At 61.9% G+C, this 25,263-nt stretch carries 24 protein-coding genes and 1 tRNA gene; 9 read left to right on the top strand and 16 right to left on the bottom strand.

Going from position 1 to position 25,263, the window contains the following annotated elements:
* The first annotated feature begins 456 nt into the window (after nucleotides 1-456).
* The gene (locus ACX0GZ_RS12525) at nucleotides 457-1,266 is read left to right on the top strand and encodes an ATP-binding protein (RefSeq protein ID WP_458816922.1); all 810 of its coding nucleotides are present in this window, start codon (nucleotides 457-459) and stop codon (nucleotides 1,264-1,266) included.
* Here the strand turns inward: ACX0GZ_RS12525 and ACX0GZ_RS12520 are convergent.
* The 3 genes from ACX0GZ_RS12520 to ACX0GZ_RS12510 are packed head-to-tail and all read right to left on the bottom strand — an operon-like array spanning nucleotide 1,213 to nucleotide 3,319.
* Nucleotides 1,213-2,406: a hypothetical protein gene (locus ACX0GZ_RS12520; protein ID WP_458816920.1), complete on the bottom strand. Its 1,194-nt coding sequence runs from the start codon at nucleotides 2,404-2,406 to the stop codon at nucleotides 1,213-1,215. The genes ACX0GZ_RS12525 and ACX0GZ_RS12520 overlap by 54 nt on opposite strands.
* The gene (locus ACX0GZ_RS12515) at nucleotides 2,403-2,753 is read right to left on the bottom strand and encodes a hypothetical protein (protein ID WP_458816918.1); all 351 of its coding nucleotides are present in this window, start codon (nucleotides 2,751-2,753) and stop codon (nucleotides 2,403-2,405) included. The genes ACX0GZ_RS12520 and ACX0GZ_RS12515 overlap by 4 nt, the downstream gene beginning before the upstream one ends.
* Entirely contained in the window at nucleotides 2,753-3,319 is a 567-nt protein-coding gene (locus ACX0GZ_RS12510; RefSeq protein WP_458816916.1) for a hypothetical protein, read from the bottom strand. The genes ACX0GZ_RS12515 and ACX0GZ_RS12510 overlap by 1 nt, the downstream gene beginning before the upstream one ends.
* A gap of 325 nt (nucleotides 3,320-3,644) precedes the next feature.
* Here ACX0GZ_RS12510 and ACX0GZ_RS12505 point away from each other — a divergent pair, with 325 nt between their 5' ends.
* The gene (locus tag ACX0GZ_RS12505) at nucleotides 3,645-6,533 is read left to right on the top strand and encodes a class I SAM-dependent DNA methyltransferase (RefSeq protein ID WP_458816914.1); all 2,889 of its coding nucleotides are present in this window, start codon (nucleotides 3,645-3,647) and stop codon (nucleotides 6,531-6,533) included.
* A 135-nt stretch (nucleotides 6,534-6,668) separates the two neighbouring features.
* On the opposite strand, the gene ACX0GZ_RS12500 is transcribed toward ACX0GZ_RS12505, so the two are convergent.
* From ACX0GZ_RS12500 to ACX0GZ_RS12480, 5 genes are all read right to left on the bottom strand, one after another.
* The gene (locus ACX0GZ_RS12500) at nucleotides 6,669-7,301 is read right to left on the bottom strand and encodes a tyrosine-type recombinase/integrase (RefSeq protein ID WP_458816912.1); all 633 of its coding nucleotides are present in this window, start codon (nucleotides 7,299-7,301) and stop codon (nucleotides 6,669-6,671) included.
* A gap of 40 nt (nucleotides 7,302-7,341) precedes the next feature.
* Entirely contained in the window at nucleotides 7,342-7,557 is a 216-nt protein-coding gene (locus ACX0GZ_RS12495) for a DUF2188 domain-containing protein (protein WP_458816934.1), read from the bottom strand.
* 94 nt (nucleotides 7,558-7,651) lie between these two features.
* The gene (locus ACX0GZ_RS12490; RefSeq protein ID WP_458816910.1) at nucleotides 7,652-10,537 is read right to left on the bottom strand and encodes an SEC-C metal-binding domain-containing protein; all 2,886 of its coding nucleotides are present in this window, start codon (nucleotides 10,535-10,537) and stop codon (nucleotides 7,652-7,654) included.
* Entirely contained in the window at nucleotides 10,530-10,817 is a 288-nt protein-coding gene (locus ACX0GZ_RS12485) for a ribbon-helix-helix domain-containing protein (protein ID WP_458816908.1), read from the bottom strand. Before ACX0GZ_RS12485 ends, ACX0GZ_RS12490 begins: the two co-directional genes overlap by 8 nt.
* 45 nt (nucleotides 10,818-10,862) lie before the next feature.
* The gene (locus tag ACX0GZ_RS12480; RefSeq protein ID WP_458816906.1) at nucleotides 10,863-12,155 is read right to left on the bottom strand and encodes a SidA/IucD/PvdA family monooxygenase; all 1,293 of its coding nucleotides are present in this window, start codon (nucleotides 12,153-12,155) and stop codon (nucleotides 10,863-10,865) included.
* 748 nt (nucleotides 12,156-12,903) lie between these two features.
* On the opposite strand from ACX0GZ_RS12480, the gene ACX0GZ_RS12475 reads away from it, so the two are divergent.
* The 3 genes from ACX0GZ_RS12475 to ACX0GZ_RS12465 are packed head-to-tail and all read left to right on the top strand — an operon-like array spanning nucleotide 12,904 to nucleotide 14,764.
* On the top strand, nucleotides 12,904-13,401 hold the full coding sequence (locus ACX0GZ_RS12475; protein WP_458816904.1) for a hypothetical protein: 498 nt from the start codon (nucleotides 12,904-12,906) through the stop codon (nucleotides 13,399-13,401).
* Nucleotides 13,402-13,947 carry a hypothetical protein gene (locus tag ACX0GZ_RS12470; RefSeq protein ID WP_458816903.1) on the top strand — a complete coding sequence of 182 codons (546 nt, stop codon included), beginning with the start codon at nucleotides 13,402-13,404 and terminating at the stop codon, nucleotides 13,945-13,947.
* A gap of 49 nt (nucleotides 13,948-13,996) precedes the next feature.
* On the top strand, nucleotides 13,997-14,764 hold the full coding sequence (locus ACX0GZ_RS12465) for a hypothetical protein (RefSeq protein ID WP_458816901.1): 768 nt from the start codon (nucleotides 13,997-13,999) through the stop codon (nucleotides 14,762-14,764).
* A 117-nt stretch (nucleotides 14,765-14,881) separates the two neighbouring features.
* Here the strand turns inward: ACX0GZ_RS12465 and ACX0GZ_RS12460 are convergent, their stop codons facing one another.
* The 6 genes from ACX0GZ_RS12460 to ACX0GZ_RS12435 form a co-directional block, all read right to left on the bottom strand.
* Nucleotides 14,882-15,379: a hypothetical protein gene (locus ACX0GZ_RS12460; protein WP_458816899.1), complete on the bottom strand. Its 498-nt coding sequence runs from the start codon at nucleotides 15,377-15,379 to the stop codon at nucleotides 14,882-14,884.
* Nucleotides 15,376-17,274 carry a DUF6538 domain-containing protein gene (locus ACX0GZ_RS12455; RefSeq protein WP_458816898.1) on the bottom strand — a complete coding sequence of 633 codons (1,899 nt, stop codon included), beginning with the start codon at nucleotides 17,272-17,274 and terminating at the stop codon, nucleotides 15,376-15,378. The genes ACX0GZ_RS12460 and ACX0GZ_RS12455 overlap by 4 nt, the downstream gene beginning before the upstream one ends.
* Before the next feature lie 21 nt (nucleotides 17,275-17,295).
* Nucleotides 17,296-17,370: transfer RNA gene (locus ACX0GZ_RS12450), tRNA-Glu, on the bottom strand.
* Nucleotides 17,371-17,440: 70 nt separating this feature from the next.
* Nucleotides 17,441-19,207 carry a single-stranded-DNA-specific exonuclease RecJ gene (gene recJ / locus ACX0GZ_RS12445; RefSeq protein ID WP_458816896.1) on the bottom strand — a complete coding sequence of 589 codons (1,767 nt, stop codon included), beginning with the start codon at nucleotides 19,205-19,207 and terminating at the stop codon, nucleotides 17,441-17,443.
* A gap of 102 nt (nucleotides 19,208-19,309) precedes the next feature.
* Nucleotides 19,310-19,987: a 2OG-Fe(II) oxygenase gene (locus ACX0GZ_RS12440; RefSeq protein WP_458816894.1), complete on the bottom strand. Its 678-nt coding sequence runs from the start codon at nucleotides 19,985-19,987 to the stop codon at nucleotides 19,310-19,312.
* 90 nt (nucleotides 19,988-20,077) lie between these two features.
* Nucleotides 20,078-20,404, bottom strand: a complete 327-nt coding sequence (locus ACX0GZ_RS12435) for an RcnB family protein (RefSeq protein ID WP_458816892.1) — start codon at nucleotides 20,402-20,404, stop codon at nucleotides 20,078-20,080.
* Nucleotides 20,405-20,419: 15 nt separating this feature from the next.
* On the opposite strand from ACX0GZ_RS12435, the gene ACX0GZ_RS12430 reads away from it, so the two are divergent.
* On the top strand, nucleotides 20,420-20,998 hold the full coding sequence (locus ACX0GZ_RS12430) for a hypothetical protein (RefSeq protein WP_458816891.1): 579 nt from the start codon (nucleotides 20,420-20,422) through the stop codon (nucleotides 20,996-20,998).
* Between the two features lie 125 nt (nucleotides 20,999-21,123).
* Here the strand turns inward: ACX0GZ_RS12430 and ACX0GZ_RS12425 are convergent, their stop codons facing one another.
* Nucleotides 21,124-21,663 carry a (2Fe-2S)-binding protein gene (locus ACX0GZ_RS12425; protein ID WP_458816889.1) on the bottom strand — a complete coding sequence of 180 codons (540 nt, stop codon included), beginning with the start codon at nucleotides 21,661-21,663 and terminating at the stop codon, nucleotides 21,124-21,126.
* 146 nt (nucleotides 21,664-21,809) lie between these two features.
* The gene (locus ACX0GZ_RS12420) at nucleotides 21,810-22,571 is read right to left on the bottom strand and encodes a class II aldolase/adducin family protein (RefSeq protein WP_458816887.1); all 762 of its coding nucleotides are present in this window, start codon (nucleotides 22,569-22,571) and stop codon (nucleotides 21,810-21,812) included.
* 140 nt (nucleotides 22,572-22,711) lie between these two features.
* Between ACX0GZ_RS12420 and ACX0GZ_RS12415 the strand changes: the two genes are divergently transcribed.
* From ACX0GZ_RS12415 to mce, 3 genes are all read left to right on the top strand, one after another.
* Complete coding sequence (locus tag ACX0GZ_RS12415; RefSeq protein ID WP_458816885.1) at nucleotides 22,712-24,238, top strand: acyl-CoA carboxylase subunit beta; 1,527 nt, start codon at nucleotides 22,712-22,714, stop codon at nucleotides 24,236-24,238.
* 120 nt (nucleotides 24,239-24,358) lie between these two features.
* The gene (locus tag ACX0GZ_RS12410; RefSeq protein ID WP_458816883.1) at nucleotides 24,359-24,628 is read left to right on the top strand and encodes a GIY-YIG nuclease family protein; all 270 of its coding nucleotides are present in this window, start codon (nucleotides 24,359-24,361) and stop codon (nucleotides 24,626-24,628) included.
* 102 nt (nucleotides 24,629-24,730) lie between these two features.
* Nucleotides 24,731-25,150: a methylmalonyl-CoA epimerase gene (gene mce / locus ACX0GZ_RS12405; RefSeq protein ID WP_458816881.1), complete on the top strand. Its 420-nt coding sequence runs from the start codon at nucleotides 24,731-24,733 to the stop codon at nucleotides 25,148-25,150.
* Nucleotides 25,151-25,263 lie beyond the last annotated feature (113 nt).

Below are 25,263 nucleotides of genomic sequence, written 5' to 3'. Positions count from 1 at the left end.
TTACTGACTGGCGGCTCCTGCCAAAAGCAGCCGGACAGGTCGTGGGCCGCTTGCGGTCTGGCAACTTCCGGGCAGCCGACTTGGAATAGCTGCCATTCCCAAACACATCTCGCGGTGACGGCTTCCGACCACCTTCGGTCGTGAGCATCAGCCACAATGAACGTCCGCTGACACGGGATCCCGTCCTTGACGTGCCTCCGTCCTAAACGACATTCGACAAATCAGAATTTTACTATTCTGCCTATCAATCGCGGGCAATCTGAACCGAGAAGAGCCGCCGCGCACAGCGTCAAAGACGAGGGAGTTCGGCAGACCTCCGTATATGACAAGCCTGAAGGCACTTTTTACCACCGGGCCGAGCACATCTTTGTTGAGGCAAGCCGATTGCAATCCCCGATCTGCGTTCAACCTAAAGAATTGCAGTAGTGAGCTAAGTGTTTATGGTATTGATCAACGATGCAGACGGCCCAGGCGCATTTCTCGGTTGTAGACGACCTTCTCAGAGAAGCGACGAGTGGCCATTTGCATGGCCACGGTTCGTTTCTGATTGAAAAATCAGGACGTATTGGGCCACTTGTCGAGTTACTGGCCGCTGCCCAGCAATTTCCGGCCGAGTATGCATCCGTTTCTTTTGCGGGGTCATTTGCCCCCAAAGTTCGCCATGCTTGGGCAACGGGCCAGCCGTTCGGCGGCGGCTTCAGCGATCAAGCTGGGGCGTTTCCATTGCCGCTAGAGAATCCTGTAGAGACCCGTGATCCGATTTGGGAGCAATGGCTCCTCCACGCAGAAAATGCTGCCAAAAATAAAGGCTTTCCGTCCGGGCTCGTCGGATCGCTGGTAGGGGCATTGGGTGAGATGCAGGACAATGTCTATGAGCATAGCGGCGCGGCTCAAACAGGGCTGGTCGCGTACGCAGTTACGGATCGCACCTTCGAATTTGTGGTGGCGGATCGCGGTATGGGTGTGCTGGAGACGCTGCGGCAAAACCCTGATTACACGCATTTGCCGGACGCGGGTGCGGCGCTGACGGAGGCGATTCGACCTGGGGTTTCGCGGTTCCCTGCTTCCAGCGGACGTGGCCAGGGATTTATCCAGCTTTGTAAGTCAATGGTGACAGACCGGGTCGAGCTTCGCTTCCGCTCCGGTGATCATGCGCTCACGCTATGTCCAACAAATGATCCCCTTAACGGGCACCAGCGGCTCAGCCATACTTCAGCCCTCGCGGGTCTGACGATCAGCGCGATTTGGCGCGCGGCGACTGCGTGAAGCGGCGTCGTGCCGTTGTTCTGCGTGGGTGCGCTCCAAAATAATGTGGTGACTGTGAAGCGCTGCGACGTTCTGCTGTAGCAAGGCGTCGATTGGGGCACCGTGCGGCGTTGGGCGCTTGCGCCACACCAATTTCCCGTCGGGGCGGAATTGCGCTTCTTGGCGGCATCGGGTCTTGGTGAAGGCGTCGGTATCGATCATCGTCACTGCCGCAAACGATGCGCGCAGCGGTTCCAGTGCCCGCATGCCGCCACGCACCACCAAACCCAGCGGTTGAGGCACACGGGCAGCAAGTGCGGACAGCTGCGCCGCATGCCAATCGAGCCGTTCGCCACGGCCCGTACCGGTCGCGAACTCGAAGGCTAGGCATTGAATCTCCGGCCGCTCGGCGATCAGCTCGGCCCAGCGCTCGTAATCCCGTTCCGTCCGAGCGTTGACATGCAGCGCGGACGGAAGCCCTGCCTGCATCATCTCAACCGCCGCCATCAGAATGCGCTTCATGGCATGCATGTTGTCAGTGCGGGGCACATCGGTCAGCACGCTATAATTGGGTGGTGTGATCAGCGCGATATCGAGGGCTGCCAGCTGCTCCAGCATGGCAGCCCTGTCTGTCGCCGCCCAGTAGCGCTCGATCCTCCGGTCGCGTGCTACGCCTGAAATCACCAGTCGGGCGTTCCGATCGATACCGAACTTCTGACTCAGCGCGTCCCTGTCGGGATAGCGCAGCGTACCCGCGTTAATGTTCAAAAGCGCATGGAGCGGCAGCGCGACAATCGGTGAGTTGAGTGTGCCGACGCGCGCCGTCGAATGCTCGATCAACGGAACCATGGGCGGCAGTGCCTCAATGGGGACGATTGGGGCGCGGGGCGCGTTCTTGAGGTCTAGGCCATTGACCTCCCGCAGGCGTTCTACAAACTGTTTGGGGTTCCCTCGGCAGACCAAATCGCAGGTCGCTTTGTCATCGCAGCGGCAATAATCGCTACAGTCGAAGAAGCTGGCGCTGTTGTGCGCACCGCCACAGTTGGGACGATCTACGCAGCTCACGCAACCCAGCGAACAGGGCATCGTGGCTGCATCGTCCCACAGGCGCTGCGAGTTGCGCACGATGCGGGGCAGTGAATTGTTGTTGGCACTCTTCATTGCAAACGAAGCTCCACGCTGTTGCCGAACAGGCTGACCCGTTCGACAATCCCGAGTGCGACGCCGCCGCAGTCGGTAATCGTTGTGCGCATGTCGGACGGCAGGCCTTTGACGGCACCGATGCGGCTTTGCCCCCGGCACACCATGGCGTTGCCGGACCCACACTGAACTACGAGCTCGTCGCCCGCCCGCACGCTCGTGCCGGGGTCGATGTCCGCCGTAATAGTCCGCTGTTGTGACCCGAACCGGACATCGAACAGGCCCGGCTGCTTGAGGCGGTCCACGCCCTTATTCCAGCGCTTGCGCCAGGGCTGGCCAGACTGTTCGCGGATGAAATCAGCACCCATTACACGGCCTCCATAACCGGGCTGAAGAGTTTGGTTTTGCCGTGCCGCACTTCCTTCAGCATGCCCTTGGCGGACAGCGTCGCCAGCCGGTTGTTCCAAGCGGTAGTGCCGATCTTGTCATCGGGGCGGAGCTTGGCCAGCTCAGGCGCTGAAATCGGATGGTGCTGGGCAATCAGTTGGATCGTGCTTAACTGCCCTGCGTCGAGCTCCCCAAGAATGTGCGGGTCAATGGCTGCGCCGTCAGCGTCTAGGTCACATGCCCAAATGGCGTCGTTGCGGCCCCGAAGGTAGGTCGCCAGTTCTTCCTCAATGCTCGCATTGGCATTGGCGACCACCGGATAGATCATGCCAACGGCGTTGCGGCAGAAGTCGCGAAAGCCCATGACGGCTTCGCGAAGAAACGAACCCGTCGCGATGTCCACCTCCGCGAAATCGAGGAAGGCGAGTGTCGGCTCGGCCACCGGCTTCGTCTTCTCGATCAACTGCGCAAGCATCTGCCGCCCCATCGCGCTACCGGCCAGCGTTGCGCTGCCGTTTGGTCTGGTCAGCATCGGGTATCGAATCATTTCACAATCCTCACTCATAAAAGTGAGATAGGTGAGAGGTTCGATTTGTCAAGGTTCGTCTACCGAGCAGGGGCCCGCTGCCCATTGGTCAAACTTACCTAGCCTTGTGCGAAGGTAGGCCACCGCTTCCGTCAGCAAGCGACCAGGTTCAGCCGTTCACCGCCCACTGATTGAACGGCAGCTTCCGGCAGCAGCTGTCGGGGCAAGGGATGGCTGTCCGGCAGCAGCGTCACCCTTGATGATTGCTCCCCCGTGTTGATCAGCTACTAACGAGCCGGGCTGCGCTTAATTGCCGCAGGCTCGATCCTTGGTTGCCGGGGGGCGCATGACACCGCACGAATTCCTGAAAAAATGGCGCAACGTGGAGCTGAAGGAGCGGTCCGCATCCCAGAGCCATTTTAACGATCTGTGCGCGCTCCTCGGCGTGCTCGATCCGGTCTCGGCGGACCCCAAGGGCGAATGGTTCACGTTTGAGAAGGGGGCCAACAAGACGAGCGGCGGCAATGGCTGGGCCGATGTGTGGCGGCGCGAATGCTTTGGATGGGAGTATAAGGGCCGCCACGCCAATCTAGACAAGGCGTACAGCCAGCTCCTGCAATATTCGGTAGCGCTGGAAAACCCGCCGCTGCTGATCGTGTCCGATATGAACCGGATCGTGATCCGCACCAACTGGACCAACAGCGTCCAGGAAACGCACGAGATCGCGCTGGAGGACCTGACCGATGGCGCAGTGCGCGATCGGTTGAAGGCGGCGTTTGTCGATCCCGAGCTGTTCAAGCCTGCCAAGTCGCGCCAGGAACTGACCGAGGAGACGGCGCGCGAATTCGTCGGCATCGCCCAGCGGCTTCGCGATCGCGGGCACGAGGCGCATCGCGTAGCCCATTTCGTCAACCAGCTCGTCTTCTGCATGTTCGCCGAGGATGTCGGGCTGCTCCCCGACAATCTGTTCACCAAGATGCTGAGCGCCAGCAAGGCGCGGCCCGAACGGTTCGAGGGGAATGCCGCCAAGCTGTTCGGCGCGATGGCAACGGGTGGCGACATCGATTTTACGCCGATCGACTGGTTCAACGGCGGGCTGTTCACCGATGCCGGCGTGCTGCCGGTCGAGAGCGAAGACATCGACCAGCTGCTCGCCGCCGCCCGGCGGGACTGGTCGCAGATCGACCCGTCGATCCTGGGCACGCTGTTCGAACGCGGGCTGGACCCCGCCAAGCGCAGCCAGCTGGGCGCGCATTACACCGATCGCGACAAGATCATGATGATCGTTCGCCCGGTCATCATCGAACCGCTGGAGGCCGAATGGGCCGAGGCACTGGCAAAGATCACCACACTTGGCGAAAAGGCGCCCAAGCGCACCGCCGAAAAGCTGCTGACCCCGGCGGAACGCGGGCGGGCGACGCGGATGCTAGCCGAGGCAACGGCGATCCATTCGGCGTTCATCGAACGGCTGGCCAATTTCCGCGTGCTCGATCCCGCCTGCGGATCGGGCAATTTCCTGTATGTCGCGTTGAAGGCGTTGAAGGACATCGAGCACCGCGCCAATCTGGATGCCGAGGCGCTGGGCCTGCCGCGCGGCTTTCCCCGCGTGGGGCCGGAATGTCTGCTGGGCATCGAACTCAATCCCTATGCCGCCGAATTGGCGCGGGTGAGCGTGTGGATCGGCGAAATCCAGTGGATGCGGCGCAACGGATTCGACGCCGCGAAAAACCCTATCCTGCGCCCGCTGGATACGATTGAGTGCCGGGATGCGGTGCTGAACGCTGATGGTACGCGGGCGGAGTGGCCGGTGGCGGATGTGGTGGTGGGCAACCCGCCGTTTCTGGGCAATAAGAAGATGATCGGAGAGCTTGGCGAGGAGTACACCGTCGCGCTGCGTAAGGCGTGGCCGGAAGTGCCGGGCGGTGTCGATCTCGTCTGCTACTGGTTCGCGATGGCGCGGACGATGATTGCAGCTGGGCGTCTGCAGCGCGCAGGGCTGGTATCGACCAACTCGATCCGGAGCGGAACGAATCGTGAGGTCCTCGCTCCTGTAGTCGAGCACGGTCGGATTTTCGAAGCTTGGAGCGACGAGCAGTGGACCGTGGATGGCGCTGCGGTTCGCGTTTCGATAATCTGCTTCGATCGCGGGGCCAACGTCCGAGCGACGCTAGATGGCGTAAGCGTGGAGCGAATTTTTGCTGACCTATCGGCTAAGCGCGGTGGCGTCGATCTTACGTCCGCAGGCAGATTGCCGACGAACCGGAGCGTGGCATTTCAAGGTCCGGTGAAGGTAGGCGCTTTTGACATCGACGGCGCCCGTGCGCGACATTGGTTAGTGTCGCCACTTAACCCAAATGGGCGACCCAATCGAGATGTCGTGCGCCCCCTCCTTAATGGCCAGGACATAACGCAAAGGCCGTCGGATCGGTGGATCATCGACTTTGGGACTGCATCGGAAGCCGACGCGGCGGTCTATGAAATCCCGTTTGAGCATGTCCGGGAGTTTGTGAAGCCCTTTAGGGATACTAATCGCCGCGATCGACGACGCTTGTTTTGGTGGCAGCACGGTGAAACCGTTCCGGGCATCAAGAAGGCTTCGGTTGAATTGAGTCGCGCGATTTTCACACCCCGCGTCGCGAAGCACCGCCTTTTCGTCTGGACGGCTCCAAGCGTAGTTCCAGATAGTCGGGTGGTTGTCGTGTGTCGCGACGACGACACCACCTTCGGGGTACTGCATTCGAAATTCCACGAGTATTGGTCGCTCGCGCTCGGTGGTTGGCATGGGGTAGGCAATGACCCCCAATACACGCCCTCTCTAGGGTTCGAGACCTTCCCCTTCCCCGAGGGTCTGACCCCGAACATTCCCGCCGCCGACTATGCCGATGATCCCCGTGCGCAGGCGATCGCGGCTGCGGCGGCGCGGCTGAACGATCTGCGCGGGAACTGGCTCAACCCCGCCGACCTAGTGGTGCGCGAGCACGAAGTCGTGCCCGGCTACCCGGATCGCATCCTGCCCCGCGACGAGGCGGCGGCAAAGGAGTTGAAGAAGCGGACGCTGACCAACCTCTACAACGCCCGCCCGCAATGGCTGACGAACGCGCATGCCGCGCTCGATTCGGCGGTGGCCGACGCCTACGGCTGGGGCGAGGACTGGCACGCCGGCCGGCTGGACGAGGACGAAATCCTCGCCCGCCTGTTCGCGCTGAATCAAAGCCGTTCGGCTGCGAAAAAGTAACGCCCGCCACGCGCAGCCGGAAGCTGAGCTGGACGTCAGCTCCAAGCGGGAGCCGACGTTCGCCATACCGCTCTGGACCGGCAGGTAGGTCCCAGCGCCCGTGCTTGGCTCGCCCGGGCACGGGCGCCAGTAGGTTCAGATCTCAGTGTTTTCGGCAAGGGCAAGCGTGTCCTCCACATCGATTCCGAGATAGCGCACCGTGTTCTCAATCTTGCTGTGGCCGAGTTGAATCTGGACAGCCCGCAGATTTCCGGTCGCCCTGTAGATGATCGATGCCTTCGTTCGCCGAAGCGAGTGGGTGCCATACTCGCTTCGCGTGAGGCCGACACCTGTTACCCATTCGTCGACAAGCCGAGCGTACTGCCGTGTGCTCAGGTGCCCATTGTGATCAACCCGGCTTGGAAAAACATAGTCGTCCACCGTGCCGCCCCGGCGTTCGAGCCATGCCAGCAGGCTGGCCCGAGCATCTGGCAGCAGTTCGAATTGAACGGGCCGGCCTGTCTTCTGCTGCATGACGATCGCCCGCGTTCGGATTTGCCCACCGCTGACAAGGTCGCCGATCTTCATTTGCACCAGGTCGCAGCCCCGAAGCTTGCTGTCGATCGCCAAGTCGAACAGCGCCCGATCTCGCAGGCGGCGGCGCTGGTTGAGGTAGAAGCGGATTTCCCAAATCTGCTTCGGCTTCAGAGCCCGCTTTGCGCCTACGGTCCTTCCGGCATTCCAGACCGGGCGTTTGGTGGCGGTGAGTTCAGTTTCAGACATCTCCATGATCGTTCTCCTATGGCCACTTTGGCCACCTGCAGAACGCTTACCGAAGAGGATTCGAAGGAGTGGGTCTGGGGCTCGTGCCGACCAACATGCGTCGTTCCGATGCGGCGCCCCGAATGTCCGCTCGCACGGGAAGCGGCCGGTCGCGGTGGCCACAGCTGTCGATCGGCAAGGGATCGCCGCCAAAGCTGTCGCGGGTGCGAATATGGCCGTTGCGGTCATGTATCGACAACTCGCTGTGCTGGTTCTGCGCAATGTCGCGTGCGCCTCAATGGTAGCAGGCGGCGTCTCGTGAGCGGAAATAGCGCGTTAGTTGCTTCGATTGACGGTTGGCTGGTTGGCGAGCGCGCTCAGCGCCCGCAGCAATGCTTGTATTTACGGTCTGATCCGCAGGGGCATTTCTCGTTGCGTCCGACCTTGGTCCTGCGTGGCGAGGTCGGCGCGGGTCCGCCGCGCGACTTGAGAAATGCTTGCATCTGCGGCGTGATTTTGACTCGCACTTGCTGCGGAGCACCGAAGCGCTGGATTTCCAAGACACGCCGTCGCTGATGCCTGAGCTGGCGCCTCGCTTCCTGGCCAAGGCCCGGTTCGTAGGGCGCGAGGCGACGCAGCTCTCGGTCGGCGCCTGTTAGATCGCCGTCATAAGCGAGCACTACGGCATATAGTGCGCGGATTGGGACTACCCAGGAGACCAACCCAAGTCCTTGGATCGTCGGCAACAGAGTCTTCTCGACAACGTCGCGTGCACCGGCATAGTCGCGGTTCTCGAGATAGTCTTCGACGAGGTCCTGACCGACGCGGACAACCGACTGCGGCGCGCGCGCGAGGTCGTAGAATTTCATCGCATGGATGCGCGCGAGAGGAGCCAGCGTGCCGGACTTCTGCATCGCCTGCGCGTGGAGATCGAGGACATCGGCGAGGTGCTTGAGGTTGTCGGTATTGTCGCGGCCTTTGGGCAGCATCGGCCGGATTTCTTTGGGGTTGCGTGCGAAGATATCGGTCGGGTTCAGCCCGAGCAGGCCGTAATATTCGTCGCCGAGCTGCTCGGTCGCTTCGAGCGTGCGGTCATACGCCTCCAGCTTGAACATCGCGAGCGCGCGATTGTACCGGAAAATCCGCTGATGCGCGCCGCTCGCGGGCAGCCGTGCCTCAACTTCGGCGAGCATCGCATCGACTCCGCTGGCATCGCCCGTCTGAGATAAAGCGAGCATCCGCTTCATGCCCCAGGCGAGCCATTCGTCCGCACCGAGTTCCTCCTCGTCGAGCAGCGCGCGCATCGCATCGATCCAGGGAGTTGCACGATCGACATCGCCTTCCCTGAGGTCGTTGAACACCAGGCCGTCGAGCGCCCAGAACCGGGTCTCGGAATCTTCGCTCGGGTTCTGCGCGATCACGACGAGGAACGGCGCGATCTCGCGCCACACGCCCATCTCGTGGAAAATCTCGTCGGTCGCGAACTCGACCAGAATCTTGACTTCGCCGAGCTGGCCGAGGAGCCGGACGAGCAGCGCTACGCGTCCGATACTCCAGTTCTTCTGGAGCGTGCCGATGATCCGGTCGCGCAACATCCCCCTGATCTCGCGCTCGCGCTCGGCGCCCTGCGCGGCGATATGCGCGCGCCCCAGCACCCGGACCGCGTCATGGACTTTGATCCCGGCATTGCTGAACAGTTCGACCGTACCGCTGTCGGGCAGGCGGCGGACTGCTGCCGGGGCTTCCTGCGGCGACAGGCCGCACGCGGCGACCAGCAAATCGACCGCTTCGTCCTTCGATAGCGGCACGTCCGCCATGCTGAGAACTGCGATCACATCGCGCGTACGCTCGGGCAGCGTCTCGAACGCGCGCCGCAGGATGATTTCCTGAGCAGTGGCAACCAGATGGGTCTGCGCCTCCAAGTCAGCGCAGAAACTCGCGATCGATCCGTCATATTCGCGGCGCGCGATCGCGGCCGCGTTGAGCACGTAGAAAGGCAGCCCGCCGGTCAGGCGCGACAGGCGCTCGCAGTCGGCAAAGTCGGCCACGCACCCGTCATCGCTGACCGCCGCAGCAATCGTGTCCTCGTCCCAGCCGCCCAGCGTCTCGATCTCGACGCCGAGCAGCGAGGCGAGTTCCTGGGTCTCGGCACCCGGCTGGCACAGGAACACGAAGCGCACGTTCGGCGCGCGCTCAACGATCGGCTTGAGGTCGGCCGCGGGGAGACGGTGGGCATTGTCTATGACGATATCGGCGACGAGCCCTTCCTCGCCGAGCTTCGCGCTTAGCGCGCCCAGCGTATCGAGGCCCGAGGCGCCCGGCAGCAGGATTTCGCCGAGAGTGCCATGGCTGCGGCCGAACATCTTAGCGGTCACTTCGCGCGCGACCGCCGCCGCCAGAGCGGGCCCCGGCATGTCGCCGACGTCCATGTAGACGGCAGGCACCGCAAGGTGCGTCGCCGCCTCGGCAACCCATGCAGTCTTGCCGGCGCCCGACAGCGCCGCGACGATGCGGATACGCTCCTCGCCGATCAGGTCGGGTTCGCCGATCTGGACCCGGTAGTTTGCGGGAGGCGAGGGAAAATCCTGCATCTGGACAACGAGCTGCTCGAACAAAGCCGGCAACTCGCCTCGCTCGAATGCGTGATCCTGCCGCGGCGGCGTGCCCGAGGCCGCCAACAGCACCAGACCGGCGAGCTTCCAGGTCAGTGTCTCAGGGCGGAGCATCGCGAACGGGAGCTGGCCGGCAAGCGCATTGCAGGCGGCGAGCGCGGCGTTCACATTGCCAGGCGGGGAGGGCAGTGCGGAATCGTCCGCCGCGGGTCCGCCCGGCCAGTATAGCTGGACGTCGCTCGGCCATGCTTTGATCTGTTCGGCCAGCCTTGGACCGGGCGGGGCATTGGTGGCGATGACGAACCGCGCCGAACCCTGCCGCGTCCCGCTAGCGTGTTCGGCGCGGAGCGCGTCGAAGCGCAGCAGCGCGTCCTCAATATCGCTGAACGTCAGCATTTCGAGACGGGACTTTATCTGGACATAAGTCCGCTCAGAGCCGCGCTGGAACTCAACATCCTCATCGCCTTCGACGACGATCCGATCGACACCCGCCGGTCCGGCAAGCAGCAGGCAAAGCGCCGCGTAGAGATGCTGGTAGAGAAAGCCGCGATGCACGCTTTCGATGCGTGCAAGCTGCCTCGCATTGAGCACGACAAGGCGAGCATCGCCTTCCTCGCCCTGGGATGCGTCCTCGGGCGACGAATCAGCCAATCGAAGCCTTCTTGGTTCTCGCGCGCGGCTTGGGTGCCTTCGCCTTGACGACGACCGTCCGCGTCACCGCCGCCGGCCGCACCGGCTGCTTGCTTCCCGACGGCTCAACGAAATAGCTGCCGGCTTCCTTGCGTTTTGTTTCGAGACCGGTCTTGATAAGCTCGCGGATCAGGTCGCCCTTGCTGCGCGAGCCACGGATCGCAGCCGACTTTAGCGCCTGATCGACATCGGGCGGTAAGTAGATCGTGCGAAGCACCATATTGTTCGTATCGTCCGCCATCGGAACCTCCAGTTACCTGTACATATGTACATACGGGGACGAAATTCAAGGCTTTGCCGCGTCGTAATAGGGGCTGAGGATTCTGTCAGCCATCGAGCCGAGCACCATCAGCGAGCCATAGCCTGGTCCCTGCGCATCAGCGAGCCCGGGGGTGTGAATCCGCGGGAAGTCTGTGATCGGCAGCGACAGGTCGTCGCGAATGTCGTTCGCCAGCGTCTCGCGGAGCGGCTTTACGAGTGCAGCGCGAACCTCGGGCGGCGTTAGCACTTCGAACGCCCAAGGGTCGAACCCGGTCGCGTCGATCACGAGGCCGGCGGGCAGGGGATGGGTGCCCTTGTGATTGGTATATTCGACTTCGAGATCGGGTAGCGCGCTTGCGGTCGGCGGTGCGGAGTGGCGAATATTTGTTGCGGTCCCGGGAAGCAGCGTCAGGTTCTCGGCATCCGCGAGCAAGCTGCTGATCGTCTCCCAGACGACGCCGCGATTGAGCCGTTTAGTAAACTCGCTGCGGATTCTGGGATCGAGCGCGAACCAGGTCTCCTCGTCGTCGAACAGACTATTCTCGAAGAAATTGGTCGTGCGCGTGAACAGCATCGCCTGGCTGTTGATCAGATTGATCGGCTGGGTGCGCACGCCCTCGCGAACGAACCACGCCGTGATCGCCGCAGCGGTTCCGCCGCCGCCGACGATGACGATCGGTTTGTCCTTAATGGTCGCTAGCAATTTGCGGACGCGGGCAAGGTGGCTCCAAAAGTCCACGCCGGACAGTACGCGGAGATCCTTTACTTGGGGCGGCTTCTTCGAGGCCGGGCCCGGGCCGGTGAACACGACCCCGTGAAATCCAGGCCACTCGACGATGTCCTTGGTCGCGGCGTCGATCTGTCGGATCTTCCAGGTGCCGCCATCTTCGATGATCTTGGTGACGCGGCCGAGCGCCGGTTCGACGAGCGCCTGCTCAAAGGCGAACCGCAGATAGTCCTTGAAGTCGCCATGGCTGGGCGGCCGGCGTCCGCGATTGACCCAATCCGAATAGCGGTCCGAATCCTTGGCCTGCGCGACGAGAAACGCGCTCCAGGAGAAACGCGACTGCATCAGTTCGACGACATCGGTGCCGAACGTCGTTCCATAGGGAAAGCCAAGATCGCGTTCGGCGGGTGTACAAAGCCGCTGAAGTCCGTCGGTATATCCATGGTTGCCAGACCAATTCGCACCGATCTCGGAGCGTTCGAAAACGCTCACCGCGACTTCATGGCCCTCCTGCTGAAGACAATAGGCCTTAGCCGCGAGTGCCGCTGCCTTTGGGCCGGCTCCGACCACGGCGATATTCTGTTGTGGCATCGAATCGCTTCACCTTCACCCTTCTTCACTATGACTGGCTGCTGTCTCGCACGGCGTCGCTCGCGTGCTCAGCGCTCGCGATCGCCGCTTGATGTTAGACTTGCGGAGCCACGCGGCGCTAGGGAGTCGTGCGACAGCTGGGCGACTGATGGACAGCCACGTGTGCGACGTCAACTTGGCGGGTCCACCCTAAGGATCACCGGCCCCGCACCGGCGACCCACCGAAATCCTGGCGGTGTGAAATCCGCATGCACCGTTGCCAAAGGCCCTCCGAGGGTAGCGCGGAGGGGGCGCCAGCACTGAAAGCCTCGTAGAATGTCTTGGCGCCTAGCGCCGGGGCCAAGTGCAACAGGCGGTGCGCTGTTTACTGATGCTCCGCCGACTTCCGTGTAATTCTTAGATGCCGGTCAGGCGAACGCAGAACGTCGGTTTCTGCCAGAACCTGTCATTCAACACGTCGCTAAGAACGGCAGCTTTGTCCCAAAGTCGGTCGTTCCCAATACCGTGAACTTACGACGGTTTTCGGGGTCGAAGATTTGCCCGGCGAATGACCGACATTGAGGCGCAAAGCTGCCGGTAAACTACGCCAGCATCGAATCGGCTAAGACGGCCATGTAGCGTCATGCCGAGCATGTAGGGAACAAAAATCCGGAAAAGTGAGGGTCAGAGAGGAGGAAGTGCTCCGCTGAAGAGAATGAAAAAAGTCTCGGAAGCGGGGTGCTTATTCACCCCTTAAAAGGCTAGAAAAATGTCCTTTCACGGCGCGATCGCGCTTCCCGCAAATCTCAGTTCCGGCCCGGCGGGGCTGGTGGCCGCACTCCAACAAATCCTGATCGTGACAGGTGGTTGGCAGCCGCCACATCAGACCAAATCACCGCTAAGATCTCTGATCGCCAGTTGCGAACGAGATAGCTTCGATGAACGTCAGTTGTTGAAACAGGCTCGCAAATCCGGTGCGAGCCTCATCGCGGTACGAGAGCGCGACAGCTACGGACTGTTCGCGGACATCGCGTACAACGCAGACGGTTTCTGGCTCTGGCATCGTAATCTGGAGCTCTGGCTCAATGGCGAAGACGGCTGCTGCTGGTTCGTCCCGGAAGACCCTTGTGCAACTGGCATGCATTGGACGGTCGTCAACGGCGCATTATTTGCCGACGACCTCCCGCCGTTCATTTGTGGCGAAGGCCGCATGCATGGCGTGGACGCCGGTACGCGGCTCGTCCGTCAGCTCATCGGGGGAATGTAAATGGCCCTCGATTACAAGCCCGACAATTCCAAGTGTGGCGATGTCGATATCGTCCACGGCGCGATCCTTTCGGAACACGAAGGTCAGCCCAACACCGTTCGCGGTGCGATCGATCGACGTTTGAGGCTTGGCGGGGCGGCTGAGATCAACACGCGCAATGCGCTGGTGCTGCCGAGCGATGCGGCTGATCTCTTATATGGCGTTGAGGAGATCATCGCTGACTATGAGCGACGGATGATCAAGGATCAGCGTGATCTGCTGACGATCACCGCAGTGCGTTTCGACCCAATCATGGCTCGGCATCGCCAATTCGAATTGGCCCGTCGCTTCGCGCTCAGGTCGTTTGCTGAAAAGCGCAGTCTGGCGACGATCCTGATCCAGCATGTTCCCTCCCAACTTGGCTACGATCACAAGCCGCATGTCCATCTCGTTGCGTTTTCCCGAGCTCTGCAGGGTAGCAATTGGGGCGCCTTCACAGAGGTTCGCAACTTCGGTTCTCGCACCATTCTTGCTGGCGAATGGGCTGAGATCTTGGCCGCCGGCTAATCGGCACAGCTGCAACCTTTCTTAAATTCAGAATGAAAAGGGGGGCGCGATGTCGCTCACGAGCTTCAAACCTATCTCTGACGAGCAAGCGCTCTCACGCCCCGAAGCGGTTGCAAAAGCGCTTGCCGATCACCTGGCCCATCTCAGTGGGTCCCCGACCGCGCAGATCGCGGGTGGCGCTTGCTTTGCCAGAGACGATCTGATCGTCTGCGTGGCCGGGGAGGGCGGCGATCTGTTGGCCGCCGCTGGCACAAAAGATTGGTCCGCGGTTATCCTGTTGTGGAGCGCCGATCGGCCCGCCAGCAGCCGGTTTAATATCGTGGTGCACGAGAATGGCCGGGCTGAGTATTTTCCATTCATGCGGCTGCTGATCGACGACAAAGATCGGGCGCAATTCATGCCCACGAACAGAAACGGTTCGTGCGTGATGATCGGGCGGGCCGCCCCGGTCGCCGGCGCAAGGGCCCACATCTTGGAAGGGGATGGTTGGGCGGACGCCGAGCAGCGAGCACTCGACGTGCTGTTTGCGCATGAGGATACCCAGCCGCCCAATCCCGTGGACATCCAACGCGACATGTCAGGGGCCGGGCTCCGCACGTTCAGGAACATCGCTCGTTACTGGGAGCTCACGGTCGACGAGGAGATAAAGCTCCTCGGACCCGAAGCAGCGGTGATCGCCGAGGCTGAGCGATCATTATCCCCCGTCACAATGACCAAAAACACGCTGCTCAGGATCAGCGCTACGTTTGGAATCTACGCGGCGCTCGAAAGCCTGTTGCCCGGACGCTCGCGACACTGGATCCGGCACCCTAACTGAGCGGGGCTGTTCGCTGGGCGAGCCCCGCTCGAGCTGATGATAAGCGATAACCTGGACGACCTTCTCAGAGTTCGCCGGTATCTCGACGCGCAGTTCGTCTAGAGGCACGAGAATTCCTTAGCGGCGCTTTCTCGATGGATTCTTGTTAAGCAAGACGCTCTGGATGTAGCTGTTGATCTGGTGGGTTTCGTGCGCATTAAGCGATGCGAGCGACTCAGCATCGATGCCATCGCGGTCCAGCAGGTCTAAAAATTGCCTCGCGCCTGCATACACGCGACCATCGGCGAGCCGCTTCCAATAGTCCGATGCGGCTTGCCGCCTTTGGTCCATCACGATGCCAAGCTCTACCTCGTCCTTGTGGACCTTGAACAGGACCTTCGCAAATTTCTCGGATAGCTCTTGCAGTTCATCCATGTTCCTCATGAGATTGATCTTCAAGACGCGTTCACGAATTGCTGGCATTGTTGTCTTGAGACGGATGTTCTTCAAACGCTTTTTTTCGTTGTAATCTGTGCTAGACATGATTTTCTCGAGCTCGGCATGAATCGCTCGGATCTCCTCGTCACGTTCTTCGCTGAAACGCCCGAAATTTTGCGGATCATATTCTTTCGTCATTTTTCCCTCCTGTTGTGTTGATTGGCGACCATTTTCCAATCGATTGAACTCGCAGCGAGAATGAGCGTATCCCAAGCTAGGAACGACCAATCGATGCGATGCAAAAGCTCGTGAAGCTTGGGGACGCGAACACCGCGGCCATATTTGCCGCCGACCGTTGTCGGTGCGTGCCCGCATATCTGGCTTATTACCCGGCCGCGAAGCTCCGCTTCGCGCGCATAATCTATGAAGGTGTGTCTGAAGCTGTGAAATACCAGCCGGCTGTCTCGCGACACAGCGCTGTCGATTAACTGGTTTGCCCGTCGGGATGCATCGTGCGTATGCTTGCTCAGAGAATTTGTGCTTAAGTCCGGGAAAACCTTCGTTTGTCCGCTTGATCTTAGTCCCGCACAATAGTCGCCGAAACCCAAAGCAAAAAGATTGCTGTGGATAGGAATGACGCGGCGCGAACCTGGTGTCTTGATGGATTTGGAGGCGTCACCATCCTCAGCGCTAACATAGTCGTCGATGTCGATGTATGGAAAGCGATGTGCGTCTTTCACATCTCGCAGCAGTGCCTGACCAATCTCTTCTAGCCTAGCCCCAGTGGTTAAACTAATCAGGAAAATCCAGTATAGTGTGCAGTGGGTGGTCTTTAAATTCCACCTCCAAGTGGATGGTTTGCAGAAAATATCTGACGAGAATAGAGCTTGTAGGTGATCTTCGGTGAACGTTAGCCGGGAATCCTGAGAAGCCTTGACGTAATCGGAAATGGCTATACCCTGACCTACATTTTGCTTCACCCAGCGTTGCTGGAAAGCGAGATTTAACAGGGCTTGAATTGCTCCGACTTGCTTCTTGACGGTTGTGGGTTTCACACGCGGAACGTCTACAGACTTTGGGGCATTGGCAGTAGCCAGCCTTTCCGTGAACGGAAGTTTGCGCTCCGCCTTCGACATTCGGGATGGTAGCGACGCGACCGCATCCCGAAAGTTTAACACGTCGTCGTAGGTTATCTCGTTGACGGGGATGTCGCCGATGAAATCGATGAAGGCAATTACAGATTGACGGAATTCGCTCGCGGTTTGCACACTCGGTTTGCGTCGCGTTTGCCATTCTTCAAACAGTTCCAAGAGTCTCAGGTCTGGTCGATCTCGACGCGGCGTTTCGCGTTGCTTCCGATTTTGGACCGTGCCCACTGGCAGTTTATTCAGGAACTCTGCGGTCGCGGGTACGATCTGATCAGGTAAATCAGAGACCTCACAACCGTGGTAGCGAGCAATCTGTTCGACCACTCGTTCGACTTGAGCGATGCGGGCGTGCTCGTCGCGAAACTTCGTATCATCAAACTGCCAGATGGCGCCGACCGGGTGTCCTGCAACCAAACGCGAAACGCCTGGATATGCGCGGTATGTTGCCGCATTGTTCGATAACAACCACCAGTGGTCAGTGGAGGCAGGGCCGGGGGTCGCGCAGCCATGCTCGGTTTGATTCCACAGGCCTCGGTCAATCTCGGTTCGAGCCAGCAGCAGTCTCTCCGGTCCGGCCACGCCCCCCTCTGAGAGAGGAGGTCCTAGGAAATAGCTGCTGACCATTTCGTCCGCGCGATCGCGCGAGGAGCGACCTGCGCTCCCCGTACGACGCAGACGGTCCCGCGCCTCTTCAAACTTGTTTTCGAGGTCTGCGTTGGCTTGCAGAAACAGAACCGTCGCCTGACGCAAATCTTTCGTACCAAGTGATGCCTTATGGAGCGATCGGTGATCGAAGGCTTCACGGATGGCGGTTGGGATCTGCCGCCGCAAATAATAGACGCCCGTTTGGGGATGTTTCCATGGCTTTGCCATTTCGGCCATATCTTCCTCGCTGTACCAGCTTGCTGTACCAGCGAAGAAGTAAAGAACGGCCAAATCACGCAATTCCGCGCCATTGAGGGCGGATGGTGACCCCTACGGGAATCGAACCCGTGTTTCAGCCGTGAAAGGGCCGCGTCCTAACCGCTAGACGAAGGGGCCATGAAGGCGTGGCGGTGCAACTAGGCAAAGCGCGCCCGGCGGTCAACCGGGTTTTTTGCCCCAATCGACATCAATCGGCCCAGGCGGCGTCGTCGATGTGCAATTCCGCCGCCGGGCGGCTGCCCCAGTCGTCGATCCTTGCGCGACCCGCGAGCCACAGGCGGCGGTGTTTGGGCGCGCCGAGCAGGGCTGCGCCCAGTTCGCTTTCGGCCTGGCGGAAGGCAACGGCCTTGAGGCTGCGACCGTCTTCGCCCGCGACGACCAGCCGGACATGGCCGTTGCCGACCACATCGGCCTTCAGGATGCGAACCGGGCCTGCGACGACGCGCGGGGCGGGCCAGCCCATGCCGTAAGGGCCGCCGGCCTCCAGCGATTCGACCAGCATCGGGTTGACGCCGCCGGGGGCGAGCACCGCGTCGAGTAGCAGCGCGCGATCCGAAATCGATTTCGCGACGCCGTCGGCCAGGCGCTCGTCGAGAAAGTCGGCAAAGGCTTCGATATGGTCGGCATGGACCGTCAGCCCCGCCGCCATTGCGTGCCCGCCGCCGGCGGCCAGCAGGCCATGTTCCTTGGCCGACAGCACCGCTTGCCCCAGATCGACGCCGCTGATCGACCGGCCCGATCCCTTGCCGACGCCGTGTTCGTCGATGGCGATGACGATGGCGGGGCGACCGAGCTTTTCCTTCAAGCGCCCGGCGACGATGCCAATGACGCCGGGATGCCAGCCTTCGCCCGCGATCACCGCGACCGCGCGGGGAGGGGCCTGGGCGGCGATCCGTTCGGCGGCAGCCTGAACCTCCGCCTCGATCGCGCGGCGCTCCTCGTTCAGCCGGTCGAGTTCCTCGGCGATCACCTGCGCTTCTGCCGGGTCGCTGGTGGTCAGCAGCCGCACGCCGAGATCGGACTTGCCGACGCGCCCGCCCGCATTGATCCGCGGGCCGAGCGCGAAGCCCAGATCGGTGCAGGTCGGCGCGCGCGTCAGCCGCGATGCCTGAATCAGCGCGTTCATGCCGATGTTGCGGCGTTGCGCCATCACCTTCAACCCCTGAGCGACGAAGGCGCGGTTGAGGCCGCGGAGTTGGGCGACATCGGCGACGGTGCCCAGCGCGACGATGTCGAGCAGGTCGATCAGCCGGGGTTCGGCGCGGTCATCGAACCAGCCCCGCGCGCGCAGGGTGCGGATCAGCGCGGCGCCGAGCAGGAAGGCGACGCCGACCGCCGCCAGATGCCCGTGCGCCGCCCCTTCGCCTTCGTCGAGCCGGTTGGGGTTGACCAGCGCCAGCGCTTTGGGGAGTTCGGCGGCGCATTTGTGATGATCGACGACGATCACGTCCGCCTGCGCTTCGGCGGCCATGTCGAGCGCCTGGAAGGCCTGCGCGCCGCAATCGACGGTGACGATCAGGTCGGCGCCGTCGCGCTTCAACCGCACCAATGCTTCGCCCGAGGGGCCGTATCCCTCCATCAACCGGTCGGGGATGTAGGGGCTGGCGTCGTGGCCGAGCTGGCGGATGAGCAGGATGAGGAGCGCGGCGGAGGTCGCGCCGTCCACATCGTAATCGCCGAACACCACGATCTTCTCGCCCGCCGTCACGGCGTCGGCCAGCCGTTCGGCGGCGCGGTCCATGTCGCGGAAGATCGACGGGTCGGGCATGAAGCCGCGAATCGTCGGGGTTCGGTGGGCATCGAGGTCTTCGCGGGTGCAGCCGCGGGTCAGCAGAAGCTGGGTAATCAGATCGTCGGGCGCGAAACCGGGGTCGCGCGCATCGGCGGCGAGCCCGCGCCAGTGCCAGGGCTGGCCGAGGATCGAGCGTTCGATGTTGAGGACGAGACGGGACATCCGGCCAGGTTGTAGCGGGTGGGGTGGGGAGGGCCAGCAAATGATGACGCGCGATCGGCCCTTATCAACGTAATCTGGTCCCGCGCCGCCAGATTCACTGAATTACCGCAGCCACGGCCCCTCTCTGAACCATTTGGTCACGATGTATTTCGTGCCCGCAACCACCGCCATGCCCTCATGCAGCGTATTCGGATTCGCCGACCCGTCGGGGCGCATGTTGTTCCACGCGAGCAGCAGACCCGGCTTGGGCTTCATGCGAATGCCCGCTTGGGGGAACCAGGTCGCGCCGCCCTGTTCGACTTCGTTCAGAAAGATCATCGCCGTCCAGGTGCGCTGCCCGCCCTCGGCCAGCATCCGCGCCCAATAGCTCTGATCCTCGTGGAAATAATCGTGGTGCGCGCGGAATTGCTGGCCGGGCTTGTAGCGCTGCCCCTGAAGAGTCTCGCCATGTTCCAGCGGGATGCCGAGCAGATGCGCGACCCGTTCGTCGATCGCGCGGATCTTGGGATCCCACCGGTCGAGGTCGCTCGAATCGCTGGTGCGGAACTCGGGATCGGGCGAATCGGTCAGCAGCGTCGAACGGCGACAGCTGGCGTCGATGCTGGAGATCAATGTCCGGCATTCCTGCTTGGTCAGGAATTCGGGGATGTAGAAAATGTCCGCGCCTTCGACCTTGGCGCGCTTCGCTCCTGGATGCGCCTCAAGCCGTTCGACGCCAGTCCGTCCGAATTTCGCGCGCAGCGGCGACGGCGGGCCGCTGTGATGCTTCCATTTGCTCATGGTCGTGCAAAATGTCGCGGTCCCCGCGAAAAGCAAGAGGCCCGACAGCTTGCGCTGCCGAGCCCCTCGCGTGACGACCTTGGTTCCGGCTTACCAGAAGATGTCGTATTCGATGTCGACCACCGTTCCGGTGATCGTGTCGACCAGCAGCGCGTCGTTGTAATAGCGCACCCACTGATACGGGTAGTAAGCGGGCGGCAGGCGATAGGTATAAGGATCGTTGATCCAATACTGGTTCGCAAACAGCATCGACCCCAGCGTGATCCCGACCGAAAAGCGCTGATAGCCGTAGCGATAGTTACGCGGCGCGTAATAACGCGGCAAGCGATACACGTTGCGGTTTACCTGACGATGGTTGCGCCAGTTGTAGCGGCTGTTGTTGCGCCATTGGCGATCCCAGCGGCGATCGTTCCGCACCCCGCGATTGTCGCGTTGCCAGTCGCGGCGGAAGTCCTGCCGGTCGTCGCGACGATCCTGACGAAAATCGCGCCGGTCGCCGCGGCGATCCTGACGGAAATCGCGATTGTCGTCGCGGCGCTCCTGACGGAATTCGCGGCGGTTGATCTCTCCCTGACGGAAATCCTGGCGGTTCTCGCGGCGATCCTGACGCAGCTCGCCGCGATCCTCGCGACGTTCCTGACGGAAATCGCGGCGATCGTCGCGACGCTCCTGACGGAATTCCTGGCGCGGCGTTTCCGCGCGGTTCTGCCAGTCGCGGCGCTGCTGCGGGACGGCCTGTTGCGCGGGCATCGGTCGTTCGAAGCTGCGCTGCGGGCGGTCGGGAAGAGTCTCGCGGCGCTCGACGCGCTGTTCCTGACGTTGTTGGCGAATGGCCTGACGCTGCTCGCGCATCTGCGGGTTCGCCTGACGCTGCGTCTGACGCGCCTCGCGGGCCTGCTGGCGCTGCTGCACCTGTTCCGCGCGCGGACCGCGATTGCCGCGCTCGCCGCGATCCTGCGCGAGCGCTGCGGCGGGGACCAGGGCGGTGGCGCCGATCAATGCGATCAATAGGGACTTTTTCATATTGCCTTCTTTCCGCTCACCGGCGCACGAGCCGGCCCTTAGGATGAAGCCTTTCTACGGCGAGTCGAGTGATCGCTTGCTGAACTCGCCTGTCAGCCAATTGAAAGAAAGTGTTAGCGCGGCGCAACGAGCGCAGGGACGTCGCGCGCGGCCTCTTCGGGCTCGATGCCGGGGCGCGGGGCGGGGGCGACGGTTTCGTCGCCGTTCGCGATGCGTATCGCCTGCTGGATCGCCTCGGCCAGCCTGGGGTAGATGCCGCAGCGGCAGATGTTGGTGACGACCCGCTCGATCTCGTCCTGCGAGGGGCGGGGCGACCGCTTCATCAGGACCGCCATGTTCATGACGATGCCGGGGATGCAGAACCCGCACTGGACGACGTTCGATGCGAGCAGCGCCTGTTGCATCGGATGCGTGCGATCGCGCGACAGCCCCTCGATCGTAGTGACGAACGTGCCCTCGGCCGCTTCCAGCGTGAAGCGACAGCTTTTGACTGCCTGGCCATCGACATCGACGATGCACGCCCCGCAATCGCCGTTGCCGCAGCCATATTTGGTGCCGGTCAGGTTGGACGCATCGCGCAGCGCCCACAGCAGCGGCGTTTCGCCCGGCATCAGATATTCGACGGGCTGATTGTTGACGGTCAGGCGCGGCATATCGGTGGCTTAGCGGGTTGGCGGTGTTTGACGCTACCGGAAAACGTTCACGTCGTTCCCGCAAAAGGGGGAACCCATCTCCTGCCGGTCCGGCAAGCGGCACGGGCGGGATGCACTGCCGCCTGCGCGGGGGTGACGGATTGGAGTCAGTCCCGCCAGCTCCGGTCGGTCTTGTCCACCAGCCGCACCATTGCCGCGAAGTCCGCCGCGCCGGGGCCGCCGGGGACTTGCGCCATGTGCAGGTCGCGCTGGTGCACCGCCACCACCTCGTCCGACACGACCAGCGGCTCGCCCATGCTGGCGGTGGCGACCTGAATTTCGCAGGCGCGTTGCAACGACCAGTGTTTGATGAATGCCTCCGGCACCGTGCGACCCATCACCAATATCCCGTGGTTCCTGAGCAGCATGACGCGCTTGTCGCCGAGATTGGCGAGCAGCCGTTCGCCTTCCTCGTCGCGCACCGTCACGCCTTCGAAATCGTGATAGGCGATCTGGCCTGCGAAATTGCACGCGTAGAAATTGGTCGGGCGCAGGCCCCCCTCGACCGAACTGACCGCCATGCCCGCCGTGGTATGGGTATGCGCGATGCAATGCGCGTCGGGCAGATGCCGGTGGAACAATGCGTGCTGGACGAAACCGGCGCGGTTGACCGGATAAGGGCTGTCGTCGAGCTTGTTGCCGTCGATGTCGATCTTGACCAGATTCGACGCCTTCACCTCGCTGAAATGCAGGCCGAAGGGGTTGATCAGGAACGCGCCATCCTCCCCTGGAATCTTCAGCGTGATGTGGTTGTAGATCATCTCCGACCAGCCGAGATGGTCGAACACCCGGTAGCAGGCGGCAAGCTGCTGGCGCGCCTCATGTTCGGCGTCCGAAATACGGGTGTCGGGTTTGAAGGCGGTGGCCACGGCGTCTCTCCGATATTTTCGTGGAACGAGTATGCCATGCCTCCACCAAGGCGTCACCCCCGGCCAACTTTGAGGTTGATCCGGCGCGCACGGCCCTTCAGGGAGAATGCCAAAACACGAACGAAAGTCAGGCGAGAGCGATGTCGTCAACGATCCAGGAACTCGAACGCAAGCGCGCCGGTGCCAAGCTGGGCGGCGGACAGAAGCGCATCGACGCGCAACACGCCAAGGGCAAGCTGACCGCGCGCGAGCGCGTGAACGTGCTGCTCGACGAAGGATCGTTCGAGGAACTCGACATGTATGTCGAGCATAACTGCGTCGATTTCGGGATGCAGGATCAGGTGATCCCCGGCGACGGCGTGGTCACCGGTTCGGGGACGATCAACGGACGCCTGGTATTCGTGTTCAGCCAGGATTTCACCGTGTTCGGCGGATCTTTGTCCGAGCGGCACGCGCAGAAAATCTGCAAGATCATGGATATGGCGATGAAGGTCGGCGCGCCCGTGATCGGCCTGAACGACAGCGGCGGCGCGCGCATTCAGGAAGGCGTGGCGTCGCTGGGCGGTTATGCCGAGGTGTTCCAGCGCAACGTGCTGGCATCGGGCGTGGTGCCGCAGATCAGCCTCATCATGGGGCCGTGCGCAGGCGGTGCGGTCTATTCGCCCGCGATGACCGACTTCATCTTCATGGTGAAGGATTCGAGCTATATGTTCGTCACCGGTCCCGACGTGGTGAAGACGGTGACCAACGAGGTCGTGACCCAGGAGGAACTGGGCGGTGCGGTGACGCACACCACCAAATCGTCGGTCGCCGACGTCGCGTTCGAGAATGACATCGAAGCGCTGCTGGCGGCGCGCGATTTCTTTGATTTCCTGCCCGCGTCCAACCGCGATGCGGTGCCAGAGCGTCCGACCGACGATCCCTGGGATCGCATCGAGGACAGCCTCGACACGCTGATTCCGCCCAACGCCAATCAGCCCTACGACATGCACGAGCTGATCCGAAAGGTCGTGGACGAGGGCGATTTCTTCGAGCTGCAACCGGCGCATGCGGGCAACATCATCATCGGTTTCGGCCGGATCGAGGGGCGCAGCGTCGGCATCGTCGCCAATCAGCCGATGGTGCTGGCCGGATGCCTGGACATCAATTCATCCAAGAAGGCTGCGCGGTTCGTGCGCTTCTGCGACGCGTTCGATATTCCGATCGTCACCTTCGTCGATGTGCCGGGCTTCCTGCCCGGCGTCGGCCAGGAGCATTCGGGGATCATCAAGCACGGCGCCAAGCTGCTGTTCGCCTATGCCGAAGCTACGGTGCCCAAGATCACGGTCATCACGCGCAAGGCCTATGGCGGCGCCTATGACGTGATGGCGTCGAAGCATCTGCGCGGCGATCTGAACTATGCCTGGCCGACGGCCGAGATCGCGGTGATGGGCGCGAAGGGCGCGGTCGAGATCATCTTCCGCGGCCGCACGCCGGAGGAGATTGCCGAGCGGACGGCGGAATATGAGGCGCGCTTCGCCAACCCGTTTGTCGCGGCGGCAAAGGGCTTCATCGACGAGGTGATCATGCCGCATTCCACGCGGCGGCGCGTGGCGTTGGGCTTAAGGAAACTGCGCGGGAAGCAGCTGGAGAACCCGTGGAAGAAGCATGACAATATTCCGTTGTGATAGCCCCCGTCATTGCGAGCGCAGCGAAGCAATCCAGGGCGACAAGCATATCACGGCTTGGCTTCGCTGAACTCGCCATGACGGACTAGCGGTACATTGAAGCAGCCTGCGGTTTACATCATGGCAAACAAGCGCAACGGGACGCTGTACGTCGGCGTAACATCGAGCCTGCCGCAGCGCGTGTGGCAGCATCGCGAAAAGGCGACCGAAGGGTTCACGTCGCGCTATGGCTGCAAGATAATGGTTTGGTACGAACCGCACGAGACGATGGTGCACGCGATCGCCCGCGAGAAGCAGATCAAGGGCGGATCACGCGCTAAAAAACTGGCGTTGATCGAGGCGATGAATCCCACATGGAAGGACTTGTATGAGCAAATCGCGCATGGCTGAGCATCGTGTCTCGGCCTCGTTGCGAGCGCAGCGAACTATTCCACGGCCGGGAAATCCGTCGCTGGATTGCTTCGCTACGCTCGCAATGACGGAGGGATCTATATGAAACTCGGCCGCCTCAACCATATCGGCGTCGCGACGCCGTCGATCGAAACATCGGTCGCCTTTTACCGTGTAGTGATGGGTGCGACGACCATCCACGAACCCTTCGACCTGCCTGCGCAGGGGGTGAAAGTGTGCTTCGTTGATACCCCCAACACCCAGATCGAGTTGATCGAGCCGCTCGGCGAAGGTTCGCCGATCCACGGGTTTCTGGCGAAGAACCCGAATGGTGGGCAGCATCATCTTTGCTACGAAGTGCCCGACATCCATGAAGCCAAGGCCTGGTTCGAGGCGAAGGGCGCGCGGGTGCTGGGCGAACCGCGGATCGGTGCGCATGGGACGCCGATCTTCTTCGTCCACCCCAAGGATATGGGCGGGGTGCTGACCGAGATTATGGAGACGCCCAAGGACATGCATTGAGCACTCCCGCGGCACACCAGACGGCATACCAACACCCGTTTGCTTCGAGCAAGGTCGAGAAGCGTTTCGGGGCATCAGCGTTTCTCGACGTCGCTCGAAACGAACGGGGCAGG

The sequence above is a fragment of the Sphingomonas aestuarii genome (assembly GCF_054457155.1).
The sequence above is the reverse complement of the archived record's forward strand: the minus strand, read 5'-3'. Positions and strand labels throughout refer to the sequence as shown.